This is a genomic window from Dokdonella aquatica (genome assembly GCF_051987395.1).
In the GTDB taxonomy this organism is placed as follows: Bacteria; Pseudomonadota; Gammaproteobacteria; order Xanthomonadales; family Rhodanobacteraceae; genus Dokdonella.
Genome location: NZ_CP197094.1, coordinates 639,122 through 654,286, shown reverse-complemented (window position 1 = coordinate 654,286; position 15,165 = coordinate 639,122). Strand labels below are relative to the sequence as shown.

Below are 15,165 nucleotides of genomic sequence, written 5' to 3'. Positions count from 1 at the left end.
GAACCATAAAGCGACCTCAATATGTGATGCAAGTCTCAGAATCGCCCCGATCGTCTCCGCGGGCGATCATCGTGCCGCGCGGGTGTCCAGCACGCGCCGGCAGGCTGCCAGCGTGTCGGCCGCGACATCGGCCCAGCCGCGGCCCATCGCCTCCGCCATCGCCGCGTGATCCCAGTCGCGCGAGAGGGCCTGGTCGAGCGCGTGCTCGAGCGCGTCCGTATCGCGTGGCGGAATCAGGATGCCGTTGCCGGCATCGACGATCTCGCGCGTGCCGCCGACATCGGTCGCGACGACCGGGCAGCCGCAGGCGATGCCTTCGACGACGACGTTCGGGTAGCCCTCCGACCAGCTCGGCAGGGTCAGCACGTCCGACGCGCCGATCCACTCGGCGACGCCGGCGGGGGCCATCGCCCCGGGCAGGTGCGTGCGCGCGCCGAGTCCGCTGGCCTGCACGAGTGCCTCGAGTTCGGCGCGCATGACGCCGTCGCCGACCAGCGCGAGCTGGATGTGCGGGTCGCGCGAACCGAGGCGGCGGAACGCCTCGACGAGCTCGCGCATGCCCTTGGCCTCGACGAAGCGGCCGACGTAGACGACGAGCTTCGCCTCCGCGTCGATGCCGAGCTTCGCGCGCATCGCGGCCCGATCGCGCGGGTGGAACACGCCCGTGTCGATGCCGTTGACGATCGTCGTGACCTTGCCGGCGGGAACGCCGAAATCGCGCGTCGCCGCGGCGCGCATCGCGTGGCTCACCGTCAGCACGGCGTCGGCGCGCGCGAGGGTGCGCCGCGTCAGAAGCACGTTGACGCCCGAGCGCACGTGGATGTCGGAGCCGCGCGCGCCGACGATGCACGGCACGCCGAGGCGCCGCGCGGCGTGCACGGCGGCTGCGCCGTCGGGGTAGATCCAGTATGCGAGCACGATGTCGGGTGCGAACCTGCGCACGCGCGGCGTCAGCGCGAGGCCTTCGACGAAGCCATTGGTCGCGCGCGACAGCCCCGGCAGGCCCGGGTAGGTGAAGGCCTCGACGTCGATGCCGTCGAGGCGGAAATCCGGGCCGACCTCGCCCTGCAGGAAGCTGCGCGGCGCGAGTCCCGGCAGGCGCGGGTAGCGCAGCTGCGGGAAGAACACGCGCACGTCCGCGAGCGTGGACAGCGCGCGTGCCGTCTCGTGGATGTAGCGGCCACGCGTGGCGTCGTGCGGCACCGGGAGGATCGGCGTGACGAGCGCGATGCGCAGGCGGGAGGAGGCGGGAGCGTGGTCGTTCGTCATCCGAGGGCAAGCAGCACCTTGAGGATCGCGTAGAACGCGACCGTGGCGACCGCGGCGAGCGCCGGCCAGCGCAACAGGTCGTTGCGCAGCAGCATCGGCGCGATGTGCGGAAAGCGGTCGCGCACGCCGCTGAAGTGCGCGACCACGAGCGCGATGAGCAGGTAGAGCAGGATCACGTAGCTGCGGCTCAGGAAGAATGCCGCGGCGAAGAAACCCGACAGCGACACGAGCAGGGTCAGCGCGATCGCGCGGTCGGTACGCCATGTGCCTTGCACGATGGCATCGCCCTCGGGCGCGGGCTGGCGCAGGATGCGCATCATCATCCAGAACGCGTAGCCGACGAGCGCGAACCAGATCGTGAAGCCGATGAAGCCGTTCTCGGCGAGCACGAGGATGATCGAGTTGTGCGCGGTCAGCGGGTGGTGCTCGGTGAAGCGCCCGGTGCCGACGCCGAAGAACGGATGCGAGATGAGCATCTGCATGCCCTCGTACCAGGCATCGACGCGACCGGCGGCCGAGCGCTCCTGCACGTCGAGCTCGCTCAGTCGCGACGGCATGAGCTTGAGCGCCGCGAGGGCCAGCGCGCCGAGGACGCCGGCCGCGAACAGGCCGCGGCGCTGCCAGACGTAGACGCCGGTCATCGCGACCACGGCGAGCAGCGCGCCGCGCGAGTTGGTCAGGTAGACGCCGTAGAGCAGCAGTACGCAGGCCGCGTACCAGAACAGGCGACGCAGGCCGAGCAGGCCGCCGCGGCTGCCGAGGAACAACGCCATCGGCATGCACATGACGAACAGCATGCCGAGGTCGTTCGGGTCACTGAAGATGCCGACGTACTGGATGCGGCCGTCGTCGACCAGCGGCATGCCGGTCCAGCCTTCGCCGAGCGCGGACTGCTCGGCGCCGTGCACGGCCATGAGCGCCGCGCTGGCCACGAACACGGTCATGACGAAGGCGATGCGCTTCTGCGGCGTCGCCGCATTGGCGAGCAGGAAGAACGCGATCACCGTCGGTGCGAAGTTGGCGAGCTGCTCGACCGCGCCGCCGACCCAGCCGCTCAGCGCGAGCGACGCCATCGTCGCGGCCAGGAACGCCACCACGAGCACGTACGAGGGCGCGTCGAAGCGCTTCTGCCGCGAAAACAGCCAGGTCAGTGCGGCGAGGCCGAGCACGGCCGGCAGGATCGGGATGCCGGAACCGGCCAAGGCCGGATACTCCTGCGGGCGCACGAGCACGAGCAGCAGGTAGAGGACGATGAAGAAGTAGGCGGCCATCGTCTCTCAGGCCCGGGTCGTCGAGGCGTGGGGAGGCATGCGGGTCACCACAGGTGCAGCGTGCGGTTGCGCGCGAATGCGAACAGCGCCTGCGCGGCGGCGAGGTTCATGTGCAGGAACGCGGTCAGCAGGCGCACCGGCAACAAGCGGCCGATGCGTGGCACGGCATGGCCGGCCGCGACCGCGCCCACCGCCGCGGTCGCCGCGACGAGGCAGGCGAGGTAGAACGGATGACGCGGTGCGAGCACGAGGGTGGTGACGCCTAGCGCGACGAGCAGCCACGGCGCGAGCAGGCGCAGCAGCTTGTGGCTCGTGAAGCGCCACCACGCGGGATTCGCGAACGGGTTCGCGAGCCAGGGCGCGAGGGCGAGCAACTGGTAGTTGCCGGCGAGCGTGCGGATCTTGCGGCGACGCTCGGAGGTTGCGTCGCGCGAGGCGACGTCCCAGGCGATCGCGCCGGGTTCGAACACGACGCGGTGGCCGTCGCGCACGAGGCGCATCGGCGTCAGCACGTCGTCGAGCACGGTGCCGGGCGGCAGCGGCGCGTAGAGCGCGCGGCGCATCGCGTAGAACGCACCGCTCACGCCGATCACCGAGCCGCTGCGGCTTTCGGCGTGGCGGATCGCCTTCTCGTAGCGCCAGTACGCATCGACGCTCGCGGCGAAGCCGGTGTCGGGATCCTCGAACCGCAACTCGCCGCCGACGGCACCCACGGCGGGGTCGGCGAACGGCGCGACCAGTGCGCGCAGTGCGCCCGGCTCGATGCGCTGGCGCACGTCGATCATGAGCAGGATCTCGCCCGTCGCGGTCGCGACGGCATCGTCGAGGCAGCGGCTCTTGCCGCGCCGCTCCTCGAACGCGAGCACGCGCACGCGCGCAGGGTCGTTGGCGCGCGCGACGTCGGCGGACCCGTCGCGGCAGCCGTCGCAGGCGACGACGATGTCGAGGCGATCGGTCGGGTAGTCGAGGGCGAGCAGGTTGTCGAGCTTGCGTTGCAGCATCGGGCCGGGATCGTGCACGGCCATCACGGCGGTGACGGTCGGGCAGGCATCGCCACGCGCGACCGGGCGGGGGGCGAGCCGCGCGAGCAGTGCGATGCACAGCGGGTAACCCGCGAAGGTGTACGCGACCAGTGCCGCGCTGATCCAGAACAGGAGGCTCACCGCGGCACGCCCGTGGTCACGGCATGCATCGTCCCTGCATGGCTGGCGCGCGCGCTCGGCACGTGTCCTTCCCCTGTTTCCATCGCGTCAAGGATGCCCGCGCGATCGCGCGGCTGTCCACAGGCCTTCACGGCGCCTCGCGACGTTCCAGACGTTGCGCCCAGCGCTCGAGCACGGGTCCGACGCGGTCGCCGATGCGCGGGTAGCGTCGCGTGAACGCGGCGATGTTGACGATGTCGCTGGCGCTCCACGCCGACAGGGCGACCGTCGCACCGACGAACACGACGGCATAGACCACGGCCGCGGCGGCCTCGACCCACACGCCCTGCACGAGCAGCAGCGGCAGCGTGGCGGCCAGTGCGGCGAGGGCGGCCGCCGCGAACAGGCGCCCGAGCGCTCCCCACGGCATGGCCACGCGCATGCGGCGCAGGATGCCGATCCCGATCCCCGTGAACACGATCAGCCGCGACGACGCATGGGCGACGACCGCGCCGGTCAGGCCGTACTCGGGGATCAGCACGATCGCGAACAGCGCCGTCACGCCGATCGACACGACCGCGAACGTCGCGCGCAGGCGCTGGTTGTCGGTCGTGGCGAGCAGGGCGGTGAACGCGCCTTCGGCCAGCGTGAGGCCGCCGACGACGATCATGATGCGCAGCAGGTCGACGACCGGCGCGTAGCGCTCGCCGTACATGATCGCGACGGCGAGGTCGGCCACGAGCGCGCCGGAGCCCGCCAGCAGCAGGCCGATGAACATGAAGTAGCGGACCGCGCCGGCCATGATCGCGTTGACGCGCGCGATGCCGCCCTCGCCGAACGCGTGCGCCATCATCGGCATGAGCACGGTGGTCAGGCCCGAGGACAGCAGGTCGATGCCGCCGCGCGTCAGTGCACCGGCGATCGCGAAGTAGCCGACTTCGGCGGGGCCGACGAGGGCGTTGAGCAGGTAGGTTTCGATGGACTTGTTGCTGAAGGCGAGTGCCACCGTGAGCACGACCGTCCAGAACAGATGCCTGCGCAGGCGCGCGAGGAGGTCGTCCCCCGGTGCCTCGCGGGACGGGGCGATGCGCGCCGTGTGCAGCATCGTCGCCGAGGCGATCGCGTAGCCGATGCCGACGAACGCGAACAGCGTCATGTAGGCGATCAGCGGTGCGTCGAGGGCGAGCAGCGCGAGTACGGCGACGATGTTGAGCAGGCTCAGCACGACGGTCGACTTGGCCTCGACTCCGAACAGGCCGTGGCCCTTGGCGACCGAGACGTCGAACAGGAACATCGCCTTGGCGATGCCGGCGGCGAGCACGACGAGCAGGAACGCGGTGCGGTGCCCTTCCCAGCCCGCCGGCTCGAGGAACGGCGTCAGCGCGACGACCGCGAGTCCGACCGCGGCGAGGCAGGCGAGCTGGCGGCGGCGCAGCCAGCCGTGCACGCGGCGTGCGTCGTCCTCGGCGCGCCGGCCCAGGCTTTCGGAGACGAAGCGGATCGCGGTGGTGGTGAGGCCGTTGTTGCCGAACGCGATGAGCATGCCGGCCAGCCAGACGACATAGGAGTAGCGACCGAAGTCGTCCGGCCCGAGGCTGCGTGCGACCAGTACGCTGGTCAGCAGCCCCAGGGCATAGGTGACGTAGGTCGAGCCCATCACCATCATCGCCGCGCGGATCGCGGCCACGCCGCTGAAGGGCTGATTCATGCTTCGACCGGCTGGAAGGCGTGGACCCGCGAGGCGGGGCATCGTCGCGACGCGCGCGGCGGCACGACGCCGGCGCATCATACGGTCACGCGCGTGGCTGCGGTATCGCCGCGAGCGGGCTTCGTCGCGGCTGGCTGGCGCCGGGGGCATCTGACACACTTCGACGCCGCTCCCGCTTCCCGGACCCGATGCACGCATCCGCCGCGCCCGCCATCGTCCATGTCGTGGACACGCTCGAGACGGGCGGCCTCGAGCGCGTCGTCACCGACCTCGCGCTCGAGCAGCAGGCGCGCGGGCACCGCGTTCGCGTCTTCAGCCTCGCCGCCACGCAGGGATTCCGCGCCGTGCTCGAGGCCGGCGGCGTGCCCGTGGTCGTCGGCGGCAAGCGCGGCACGCTCGACCTCGGCGTGCTGCGCGCGCTGCGCACCGCCTGCGCGCGGGCCGACATCGTGCACACGCACAACTTCGTGCCGAACTACTACGCCGCGCTCGCCACCCTCGGCATGGCGCGCATCCGCCTGGTCAACACCTGCCACAACATGGGTACGCGCCTCGCGCAGCGCCGCCTGCGCTGGCTCTACCGGGCCTCGCTCGCGCGCACCGCGCGCATCGCACTCGTGGGGCGCGGCGCGCGCGATGCCCTCGTCGCGCGCGGCATCGTTCCCGCATCGCGCGCGGAGACGGTCTTCAACGGCGTGCCGGTCGAGCGCTACGCGCGGACGGAGGCCTCGCGCGCGGCGGCGCGCGAGGCCCTCGGCATCCCCTCGCACGTGCCGCTGGTCGGCTGCGTCGGCCGGCTCGTCGCGCTCAAGAACCACGCCGCCATGCTCGAGGCGATGCCCTTGCTCGCGCGGGCGCATCCCGACGTCCATCTCGTCCTGCTCGGCGACGGTCCCCTCGCGGCGCCGCTGCGCGAACAGGCGGCGGCGCTCGGCATCGCGTCGCGCGTCGTGTTCGCCGGCGCACGCTCCGACATCGCCGACCTGCTGCCGGCGCTCGACGTGTTCGCGTTGCCTTCGCGTACCGAAGGCCTGTCGATCGCCCTGCTCGAGGCGTGCGCGAGCCGGCTCGCGATCGTCGCGACCGCCGTCGGCGGCAATCCCGAGATCGTCGCCGACGGGGCGACGGGGCGACTCGTGCCGACCGACGATGCCTCCGCGCTCGCCACGGCGGTCGGCGCGCTGCTCGCCGATGCCGGCCAGCGCGCGCGCTTCGGTGCGGCCGCGCGTGCCTGGGTCGAGGCGAACGCGTCGATGCAGGCGATGTGCGCCCGTTATGATGCGGTCTACGCGGCGGCGCTGCCGGCGTGACGCGTCGCCCGGCGGCGCGGTGACGACCCACCAAGGAGACCGCGCAGTGCGCATTGCGATCGTCGGATGCGGTTTCGTCGCCGACCTCTACATGGATACGTTGCGCCGCCATGGCGACCTCGAGCTCGTCGGCGCGTGGGATCGCGACCCGGTGCGCCTCGCCCTGTTCTGCCGTACCTGGGACGTGCCTTCGTACACGGGGTTCGAAGAGCTGCTCGAGGACGCACGCGTCGAGACCGTGCTCAACCTGACCCACCCGGCCAGCCACTACGAGGTGTCCCGCGATTGCCTCGAGGCCGGCAAGCACGTGTACTCCGAGAAGCCGCTCGCGATGGATGTCGGCGAGGCCGAGGATCTCGTCGCCCGCGCGGCGGCGCGCGGCCTGCGCCTCTCCGGCGCGCCGAGCCGGCTGCTCGGGCGTCCGGCCCAGACCACGTGGAAGCTGCTCCGGGATGGCGCCATCGGGCGCCCGCACCTCGTCTACGCCGAGATGGACGACGGCCTGCTGCACCGCATGGGCGTGAAGCGCTGGCGCGGCAGGTCCGGCGCGCCGTGGCCGTACGAGGACGAGCTGCGCGTGGGCAACACGCTCGAACACGCCGGCTATGCACTCACGTGGCTCGCCGCCTTCTTCGGGCCTGCCGAGAGCGTGACCGCGTTCGGGGCGCGATGCGTTGCCGAGAAGGGACTCGGCGTACCGCTCGAGGAGCAGGCGGCCGACATGACGGTGGCCGGCATCACGTTCGAGTCGGGCATCGTGGCGCGGCTGACCTGCAGCATCGTCGCGCGCCACGACCACCAGCTGCGCATCTTCGGCGAGGACGGCATCCTGTCGGTCGACGACATGTGGACGCCCGAGGCGGCCGTGCGCGTGCGCCGTCGCCTGACCTGGCGCGGCCGCACCACCGAGTCGCCGTGGAACGCACGCCAGCGCCTGCTCGGCGACGACGAGGCCCGGCGGCTCTCCAAGGGACGGCGCAAGGTCGATTTCTGCCTCGGCCCGACCGAACTCGCGCGTGCCTTGCGCGAGGACAGGCCGAGCCGCCTGTCGGCCGAACTGGCGTTGCACGTGGCCGAGATCGCCCTCGCGATCACCGCATCGCTCGAGGGTCCGGCACGCGTGCCGATCCGTTCGCGCTTCGCGCCGATCGACCCGATGCCCTGGGCGCGCTGACATGGCCGTCCTCGTCACCGGTGCGACCGGCTACCTCGGGGTGGCGCTGCTGCGCAGGCTGGTGGCCGATGCGGTGCCCGACGTGCGCGTGCTCGTGCGGCCCGGCAGCGACACGCGCGCGCTCGACGAGGCCGTGGCGGGTGCGGATCCCGTCGTGACGCGCGTCGAAGGTACGCTCGATACCGTCGAGGATGCGGCGCGTGCCCTGCAGGGCGTGTCGCTGGTCTACCATCTCGCCGCGGCGATGCGCGGCGACGTCGCCGCGATCGTGCACGGCACGCTGACCACCTCGCGCCACCTGCGTGACGCCGCAGCTGCGATGCCGGCACCGCCGCGCATCGTGCTCGCGAGTTCGCTCAGCGTGTACGGCACCGCCGTGCTCGACGACGGTGCGCTCGTCGACGAGACGACGCCCGTCGAGCCGTCGCCGGCGCGGCGCGATCTCTACGCGTACGCGAAACTCGAGCAGGAACGCCTGTTCCGCGCGTCGCTTGCGCGTCACGGGCTGCCGCTCGTCGTGCTGCGTCCCGGCGTGCTGTACGGTCGCGGGCGGCTCGCGCCGGTGGCGCGTGTCGGCTTCGGCCCGCGCCGCGGCGTGTTCGTGGCGGTCGGCGGCGACAACACGTTGCCGCTCGCGCACGTCGACCATTGCGCGGCCGCGCTGGTGTTCGCGGCCACGCATGCGCGTTTCGACGGCGACACCTACGACGTCGTCGACGAGGATCCGGTCAGCTGCCGGGACTACCTGTCGCGATGGCGACGCGCGCATGCGCCCGGCCTGCGCGTCGTGACGTTGCCTTACGCGATGCTGCTGCGGATCGCCGGACTGTCCGAACGCCTGCGTGCTTGGTCGCGCGGTCGCCTCCCCGCGCCGCTGACGCGTTACCGCGTGCGTGCGACATGGAAGCCCCTGCGTTACTCGGGCGAAAGGCTGCGCGCACTCGGCTTCCGGGCGCCGGGCGCCCGCGAAGCCCTCGAGCGCGAACTGCCCTAACGCGCCGTGCCGGCGCCCGCCGGAAGGTCACGCTCGGCTGCCGTGGCATAGGCCGGCCTCGCGATGACGTGGTCGCGGTAAAGGCCCGGGTCGCCGTCGAGTCCGGCCTCCGCGGCCCTGGCGATGTTGTAGGCCTCGCGTGCGCTGACGTAGTGCAGCTTCCACAAGCGACCGTCGTTGTAGCGCGTCTCGAGATGCGTGAACGCGTCGTCCATGGCCTTGCCGAGCAGGGTGTCCATGTCGCAGTCCTCGGCGCCGTGCGTGTGGATCTTGACGAAGATCCACTCCGGGCGGCCCTCGACGTGGATGCCGGTGTCGACCCAGGCGTCGATGCGGTCGCGCGACGGCGGCGACACGGCGCGGATGTCGCCGTTCTCGATGCGCGGGAAGATGCCGAACTTGCGGCTGTTCCAGCGCAGGCCGAGCGGGCCCTGCAGGATCATGAGGTCGCCGCCGGTGCCGCCGCCGACGCGCACGTTGGGCCCCTTGTCGTGCGACTTCGGGCGCTGCGGATCGTCCTTGGCCCAGTAGATGCGGTTGATCGTGCTGGTCTGGCACGGATCGGGCGCGGCCGGCAGCGTGAAGTCCGCATAGCAGCCTTCCTCGCGCAGCACGATGAGTTCGTTGTCGACGCCACAGTGGCGTCCACTCGGGTGGCTGTTGTCGAGGGCCCAGTTGCCGTGGATGAAGGCCCAGCGCGGCTGCCCGGTTGCCGGATCGCGAGGCAGCGCGTCGTGGCGGCTCGCGAGCAGTTCGGTGAAGCGCGAGAGCTTCTCGCGCAGCTGTGCCTCGGTGTCGCCGTCGTGGTGCAGGTGGATCTCGATCTCGCCGAGACCGAGTCGGCACAGCTCGACGAGTGCGTCGAGGTGCTCCTCGCGGTACTCCTCCTCGGGGTAGAAGAACGAGTGGACCGGCGGTCGCCCGTCGGCGTCGCGATGGCCTTCGCAGAGCTTCGGCAGATCGGCGCGCCAGCGCGCGACACGCGCGCGCTCGAGCGCGAGGTCGGGCTTGCCCCATGCCGGCTCGTAGTGATCGACGAAGCAGAACAGCAGGTGGCGCGTCGTGCCCTGCGGCACCGGCGTGCGCCAGTCCTGGCGCAGGTAGGCCATGAGCCAGGCCGTGATGTTGCGTCGCCTTGCCAGGTGCAGCGCGGCGGCGGCGAGGCCGAGCAGGCCGAGGAGGGCGAAAGCGGCGAACCAGAGCATCGGGGTCATCGGGAACCGTGGGCAGGGGAGGCGGGAGCGGGAGTGGCGGGCGGGGCGGTCTGCGCCGGTGCGGCGAAGGCGCCGAGATCGTAAGGCGCGCGGCGCGCATGCCCTTCGGCATCGTCGACGACCTCGCGGACGACGATGCCCGCGCCGATCGAGGCGTCGCCGGGCAGTGGTCGCCCGCGGGCGTCCAGCGAGAAGCGCGCCGAGATGCCGCGGACCTCGGTGTCGGGCAGGGTGCGCCATGCATCGAGATCGCCGCCACCGCGCAACGGGCTGCCGGGGCGATGGTCGACGAAGCGGCAGGGACTCCGCGTCGCGTCGTATCCGTTGGCGTTCATGCCGGTCGCGCCGTCGAGCGCCGACAGGCCGCCGAGCTCGCGCGACCAGCGGATCTCCACGCAGGTGCCGGCGGGACGCACGACGAGGTTGTTGACGATGCGCGGGTTGATCGTCGCGGGTCGCCTGGCCTCCTTTTCCCAGTCCTGGAACGTGACGCCGAAGTAGATCGCGGCGTGTCCGACGCGCGCGGCGTTCTCGATCGTGTTGTTGGCGACGAGGGCATCCTTGGCCGCGTACAGGCCGATGCCGGCGTAGTCGGTGTTGCGCACGAGGTTGTTGCGCACGATGCCGCGCACCGACTCGTAGTACTGCGGGTTGACGTCGAGGTTGAAGAATTCCGGACTCGTGTCGAAGCCCACGAGGATGCCGGCCATGCCGGTGTTCTCGATGCGGTTGCGCTGGACGATGACGTCGGCCGAGCCGCCCTTGAAGTACAGGCCGGTCGTGGAGATGTCGTGGATGTAGCTGTCCTCGACGACCATGCCCGAGCCGTTGACGTTGTCGATGCCGTCGGCGTTGCGCTTGTCGAGCGGCGTGCCGGGCGGGTGGATCGCGCCGGTGTTGCGGATCTCGACGCGGCGGATCGTGGCGCGATCCGAGCGCGGGGTGACCTTGATGCCGTCGCGGCCGGTGTCGCGGATCAGCAGGTCCTCGAGGATCACGTCCGACGCGCCGGTCAGGTGCTCGCCCTCGCCGCGGTACCAGTCGGTCTGCAGCATGACGCCGTAATAGGCACCGCCGCTGATCTCGAGGTTGGACAGGCGGCTGCCCGACGCACCGGCGTCGATCTGTACCGTGACGCTGTCGGGCGTCGTGATGTCGCAATGGATGTGGGCACGCTCGCCGGGATGGGAGCGCAGCGTCAGCGGCACGCGCAGGCGCACGTCGCATTCGTTGTAGGTCGCGTTGCCGGCCGGCCCGCGCACGGTGATCGTGTCGCCGGCGCGCGCCACGCCGTTGCTGGTGCTCAGCACGCGCTTGATCGTGCGGAACGGCTGCTTGAGGCTGCCCTTGCCGGTGGCATCGTCGCCACCGGTGGACACGAACCACTCGCGCGCGGGAGCGCTCGTCGGAGCGAGGGCGAGCACAGCCACCAGCAGGCGGATGGCGTTCATGCGGACTCCTTGCCGGGCCGGATGGCATGCGGTGGCCCGGCGGTTGAGCTGGGCTGGCCGATCGGTTCTACTACGCGGGCTTGCCGCCGGGGAAGCGGCAGCGGCCAGGGGGCGAGGATTCCGGTACAACCTTCATCGTATGGATGCGCCCTCGCGTCGATGCACACCGGTGCGCGCGCGTCCGCGCAGGCCGTGCGCAGCATGCCGCGTGCGTCGACCCTCGCGCGGTGGACACAGCGCGAGGTGGCGTCGCGGGGGCGATGCCAGGGAGGCGCCACGTGAAGAGCAGGATCGTTGCGAAAGCCCTGGCGCTGACCGGCACGCGCGGCCTCGTCGCGTCGTTGACCCGGCCGGACGGCGTGCTGATCCTCAACTACCACCGCATCGGCGACGGCGGCGACTCGCCGTTCGATCGCGAACTGTGGAGCGCGAGCGCCGAGGCGTTCGACGAACAGGTGGCGTTTCTGGCCTCGCATTGCGACGTCATCTCGCCCGCCGACATCCCCGCTGCGCTCGCTTCCCGCCGTGGCCGCCACGTCGCGATCACGTTCGACGACGGCTATCGGGACAACTACGAGATCGCCTATCCGATCCTGCGCCGCCACGGGGTCCCGGGCACGTTCTTCGTCGCGACGGGCTTCATCGACAAGCCCCGCATACCGTGGTGGGACGAGATCGCCCACCTCGTGCGGGCGTCGCCGCTGCGCCGGCTCGATGCCGCCGGATGGCTCGACGAGCCGCTCGACCTCGGTCCCGGCGGAGACCGCACGCCGGCGATCCGCACGCTCCTCAAGGCCTACAAGCGGCTTCCATCCGCGGAATCGGCGCGCTTCCTCGCGCACATCCGCGGCGCCAGCGGCGTCGACGACGATCCCGCGTTCGACCGCTACTGGATGGACTGGGACATGCTGCGCGAGATGCGCGACCACGGCATGACGATCGGTGGCCACACGGTCAGCCATCCGGTGCTGTCGCGACTGTCGGCGGACGAGCAATGCGACGAGCTCACGACCTGCGCGATGCGCCTGCGCGAGGAGCTCCACACGCCGATGGATTTCTTCGCCTATCCGGTCGGCGCGCGCGACGCGTTCGACGCCAACACGCGTGCCTGCCTCGCCGACCTCGGCGTGCGCTACGCGTTCTCGTACTACGGCGGATTCGCCACGCGCGATTCGGACCGCTACGACATGCCGCGCGTCGCGATCGAGACGCATGTCGACACCGATCTCTTCCGCGCGATGGTGCAGCTGCCGCACGTGTTCTGCCGCCGCCCCTACACCTGAGCGCCTCGTGCGCATGCCCGCGTCGACCTCAGCGCACGCCGCGCGCGAGCAGCGTGCGTTCCCACGCGAGCGCGGTCGACACGATCACGTCGAGGTCATCGTGGCGCGGCGTCCACCCGAAGATCTTCGCGAGCTTCTCGCTGCGTGCGATGAGCGCGGGCGGATCGCCGGCGCGGCGCGGCTCCTCGCGCACGTCCAGGCGCGTGCCGCTGATGCGCTGGACGGCCTCGAGCACCTCGCGCACGCTGTAGCCGTGGCCATAGCCGCAGTTGAGCGTCGTCGATGCACCGCCTCCGCGCAGGTGGTCGAGCGCGCCGAGATGCGCCGCGGCGAGGTCCTCGACATGGATGTAGTCGCGGATGCAGGTGCCGTCCGGCGTGTCGTAGTCGGTGCCGAAGATCGCGAGGCCAGGGCGCTTGCCGACGGCATGCTCGCAGGCGACCTTGATCAGCAGTGTCGCGTTCGGCGTGTTCTGGCCGATGCGCCCGCCCGGATCGCATCCTGCGACGTTGAAGTAGCGCAGCACGACATGGCGCAGCGGCGTCGCCGCGCTGAGGTCGCGCAGCATCGTCTCGCTCATGAGCTTGGACCAGCCGTACGGGTTGATCGGCAGGGTCGGCGTGTCCTCGTCGGCGACACCGCTGGACGGCATGCCGTAGACCGCGGCGGTCGACGAGAACACGACATGGGCGACGCCGGCCTCCGCGCACGCCGCGAGCAGGCTGCGCGTGCCGCAGGTGTTGTTGCCGTAGTACTTGAGCGGATTCGATACCGACTCCGGTACCACGGTGTGCGCGGCGAAATGCATGACCGTGTCGATGTCGCCCGTGCCGAGCAGGGCGTCCACGGCCACGCGGTCGCCGATGTCGCCGACGACGAGTTCCGCGCCGATCACCGCGTCGCGGAAGCCGGTGCTGAGGTTGTCGAGCACGACGACGGTTTCGCCACGCTCCACGAGCTGGCGGACGACGTGGCTGCCGATGTAGCCGGCGCCGCCGGTGACGAGGATCCTGCCCAAGCGCTGTTCTCCGGATGCGTGACGGTGCGCGTCAGAGCGTGTAGGTGATCCTGACGTAGGCGACGTTCTCGTCGTACGTCAGGTCGGCGATGTCGGACGTGCGTTCGTTGCGGGTCAGGTCGAGGCGCCAGCTCCAGTGGCGCGCCCACTGCTGGGAGAGGTAGAGCCCGTAGTAACGGTCACTGTCGCGCGTGCCGGCGCGGCGGTAGTCGCGGCGCTCCATGCCGGCGAGCGCGCCGATGCGCAGCAGCGGGCGCAGGCGGTAGGCCACGTCGACACCGCCGCCGACGTCGTCGCGGTCGTCCGACAAGGTGGTCGTGACCTGTTCGTACGCGATGCGTGCGACATAGGCGTGCGCGCCCGTGACGAGGCGCGCGCCTTCGTAGGCGTGGCGCAGCGTCACGCGACGTTCCTCGAACACGTCGGGGCTGACGTCGACATGGCCGATGCCGACCGCGCCGAGGGGGCCGCGCAACGACCCGGGGGCGTCCACCAGTTGCGTGGCCGCGTCGGAGAACTGCCAGGCGACCGCGACACCGAGCGTGTTGCGCGCGGCGCGCCAGTCGAGGCTGCCGCGCACGAGCGGGCCGCTCGCGCTGCGGCCGTCGTCGAAGGACAGGCGCGACCAGCCCGCGGCGAGCGCGAGGTCGAGCGCCGACAACGTCTGCGTGTAGCCCGCGTGCACGTCCCAGCGGTCGTAGTCGGTGGCGAGGCGGTCGTTGTCGAAATCGACCTGGCGGAACTCGACGTTGCCGAGCAGGTTGCGTGACGGCGACAGTGCATGCGACAGGCGGTAGGCGGCCGCGTAACGCGACGAGTCGAAGCCGGTGTCCTCCTCGGCGCGCGCATCGGCGTAGCGCAGCTCGGCCTGGCCCGTCGTGTTGGGCGCGAGCCGCATGCGCCACGTCGGGCCGGTGCTGAACACGTTGACCTGCTGCAGGTTCGACGGCGTGTCGGGCGCGCGCAGGTCGACCGGGTAGAGGCCGAGGTTGTCGGCGAACGTCCACGCGAAGCGTTCCGGCACGATCGACCAGTTGACCGCGGCGTCGAGGCTGCCGCGCGTGTCGCTCGCGAATGCGCCACCGAGGTAGTCGCGGTACTCGATCAGTGCGGCGACCTGCGCCTGCACCGTGGAGCCGGTCTCCAACAACGTGATGCCGACCCTCGGAACGAGCACGTTCTGCGACACCTGGCCCTCGGCATCGAGGCCGATGTTGTCGCTGTGGAGCAGGCCGAGCTCGGCGAATCCCTCGACCCGCCACGCGTGCGCGGCGTCGGCGCCGCCGAACAGCAGCGCGGCAAGGGCAACGGTTCCTCTGCGCATCGCGAAT

The 15,165-nt window shown here is 71.2% G+C and carries 12 protein-coding genes; 4 read left to right on the top strand and 8 right to left on the bottom strand.

What is annotated here, in order from left to right:
- Window positions 1–66: 66 nt before the first annotated feature.
- From ACQQ2N_RS02805 to ACQQ2N_RS02790, 4 genes are all read right to left on the bottom strand, one after another.
- A complete protein-coding gene (locus tag ACQQ2N_RS02805; RefSeq protein ID WP_440224154.1) occupies window positions 67–1,269 on the bottom strand; it encodes a glycosyltransferase in 1,203 nt (400 codons plus the stop codon).
- Window positions 1,266–2,540 (bottom strand): O-antigen ligase family protein, encoded by a 1,275-nt coding sequence (locus ACQQ2N_RS02800; protein ID WP_440224153.1) that lies wholly within the window; start codon window positions 2,538–2,540, stop codon window positions 1,266–1,268. The genes ACQQ2N_RS02805 and ACQQ2N_RS02800 overlap by 4 nt, the downstream gene beginning before the upstream one ends.
- A gap of 44 nt (window positions 2,541–2,584) precedes the next feature.
- Entirely contained in the window at window positions 2,585–3,703 is a 1,119-nt protein-coding gene (locus ACQQ2N_RS02795; RefSeq protein WP_440224152.1) for a glycosyltransferase family 2 protein, read from the bottom strand.
- Between the two features lie 127 nt (window positions 3,704–3,830).
- Window positions 3,831–5,390 carry a lipopolysaccharide biosynthesis protein gene (locus ACQQ2N_RS02790; RefSeq protein WP_440224151.1) on the bottom strand — a complete coding sequence of 520 codons (1,560 nt, stop codon included), beginning with the start codon at window positions 5,388–5,390 and terminating at the stop codon, window positions 3,831–3,833.
- A 188-nt stretch (window positions 5,391–5,578) separates the two neighbouring features.
- Between ACQQ2N_RS02790 and ACQQ2N_RS02785 the strand changes: the two genes are divergently transcribed.
- Genes ACQQ2N_RS02785 through ACQQ2N_RS02775 form a run of 3 tightly spaced genes read left to right on the top strand, consistent with a single transcriptional unit; the run spans window position 5,579 to window position 8,868 of the window.
- Window positions 5,579–6,700 carry a glycosyltransferase gene (locus tag ACQQ2N_RS02785; RefSeq protein ID WP_440224150.1) on the top strand — a complete coding sequence of 374 codons (1,122 nt, stop codon included), beginning with the start codon at window positions 5,579–5,581 and terminating at the stop codon, window positions 6,698–6,700.
- Between the two features lie 46 nt (window positions 6,701–6,746).
- Entirely contained in the window at window positions 6,747–7,874 is a 1,128-nt protein-coding gene (locus tag ACQQ2N_RS02780) for a Gfo/Idh/MocA family protein (RefSeq protein ID WP_440224149.1), read from the top strand.
- A gap of 1 nt (window position 7,875) precedes the next feature.
- The gene (locus ACQQ2N_RS02775) at window positions 7,876–8,868 is read left to right on the top strand and encodes an NAD-dependent epimerase/dehydratase family protein (protein WP_440224148.1); all 993 of its coding nucleotides are present in this window, start codon (window positions 7,876–7,878) and stop codon (window positions 8,866–8,868) included.
- Here ACQQ2N_RS02775 and ACQQ2N_RS02770 read toward each other — a convergent pair.
- A complete protein-coding gene (locus ACQQ2N_RS02770) occupies window positions 8,865–10,082 on the bottom strand; it encodes a hypothetical protein (RefSeq protein WP_440224147.1) in 1,218 nt (405 codons plus the stop codon). The two genes, ACQQ2N_RS02775 and ACQQ2N_RS02770, sit on opposite strands and share 4 nt — an antisense overlap.
- A complete protein-coding gene (locus tag ACQQ2N_RS02765; RefSeq protein ID WP_440224146.1) occupies window positions 10,079–11,533 on the bottom strand; it encodes a right-handed parallel beta-helix repeat-containing protein in 1,455 nt (484 codons plus the stop codon). The genes ACQQ2N_RS02770 and ACQQ2N_RS02765 overlap by 4 nt, the downstream gene beginning before the upstream one ends.
- Window positions 11,534–11,811: 278 nt before the next feature.
- On the opposite strand from ACQQ2N_RS02765, the gene ACQQ2N_RS02760 reads away from it, so the two are divergent.
- A complete protein-coding gene (locus tag ACQQ2N_RS02760; protein ID WP_440224145.1) occupies window positions 11,812–12,816 on the top strand; it encodes a polysaccharide deacetylase family protein in 1,005 nt (334 codons plus the stop codon).
- Window positions 12,817–12,844: 28 nt separating this feature from the next.
- Here ACQQ2N_RS02760 and galE read toward each other — a convergent pair whose 3' ends face one another.
- Both galE and ACQQ2N_RS02750 read right to left on the bottom strand, forming a co-directional pair.
- Window positions 12,845–13,834: a UDP-glucose 4-epimerase GalE gene (gene galE, locus ACQQ2N_RS02755; protein ID WP_440224144.1), complete on the bottom strand. Its 990-nt coding sequence runs from the start codon at window positions 13,832–13,834 to the stop codon at window positions 12,845–12,847.
- Window positions 13,835–13,865: 31 nt separating this feature from the next.
- Window positions 13,866–15,158, bottom strand: a complete 1,293-nt coding sequence (locus tag ACQQ2N_RS02750) for a hypothetical protein (protein ID WP_440224143.1) — start codon at window positions 15,156–15,158, stop codon at window positions 13,866–13,868.
- Between the last annotated feature and the right edge of the window lie 7 nt (window positions 15,159–15,165).

Excerpts from the sequence above, each read along its gene's own strand:
- ACQQ2N_RS02750 (WP_440224143.1), bottom strand. The coding sequence starts at position 15,158 with ATGCGCAGAGGAACCGTTGCCCTTGCCGCGCTGCTGTTCGGCGGCGCC.
- ACQQ2N_RS02770 (WP_440224147.1), bottom strand. The coding sequence starts at position 10,082 with ATGACCCCGATGCTCTGGTTCGCCGCTTTCGCCCTCCTCGGCCTGCTC.
- ACQQ2N_RS02765 (WP_440224146.1), bottom strand. The coding sequence starts at position 11,533 with ATGAACGCCATCCGCCTGCTGGTGGCTGTGCTCGCCCTCGCTCCGACG.
- ACQQ2N_RS02785 (WP_440224150.1), top strand. The coding sequence starts at position 5,579 with ATGCACGCATCCGCCGCGCCCGCCATCGTCCATGTCGTGGACACGCTC.
- ACQQ2N_RS02790 (WP_440224151.1), bottom strand. The coding sequence starts at position 5,390 with ATGAATCAGCCCTTCAGCGGCGTGGCCGCGATCCGCGCGGCGATGATG.
- ACQQ2N_RS02775 (WP_440224148.1), top strand. The coding sequence starts at position 7,876 with ATGGCCGTCCTCGTCACCGGTGCGACCGGCTACCTCGGGGTGGCGCTG.
- ACQQ2N_RS02800 (WP_440224153.1), bottom strand. The coding sequence starts at position 2,540 with ATGGCCGCCTACTTCTTCATCGTCCTCTACCTGCTGCTCGTGCTCGTG.
- ACQQ2N_RS02805 (WP_440224154.1), bottom strand. The coding sequence starts at position 1,269 with ATGACGAACGACCACGCTCCCGCCTCCTCCCGCCTGCGCATCGCGCTC.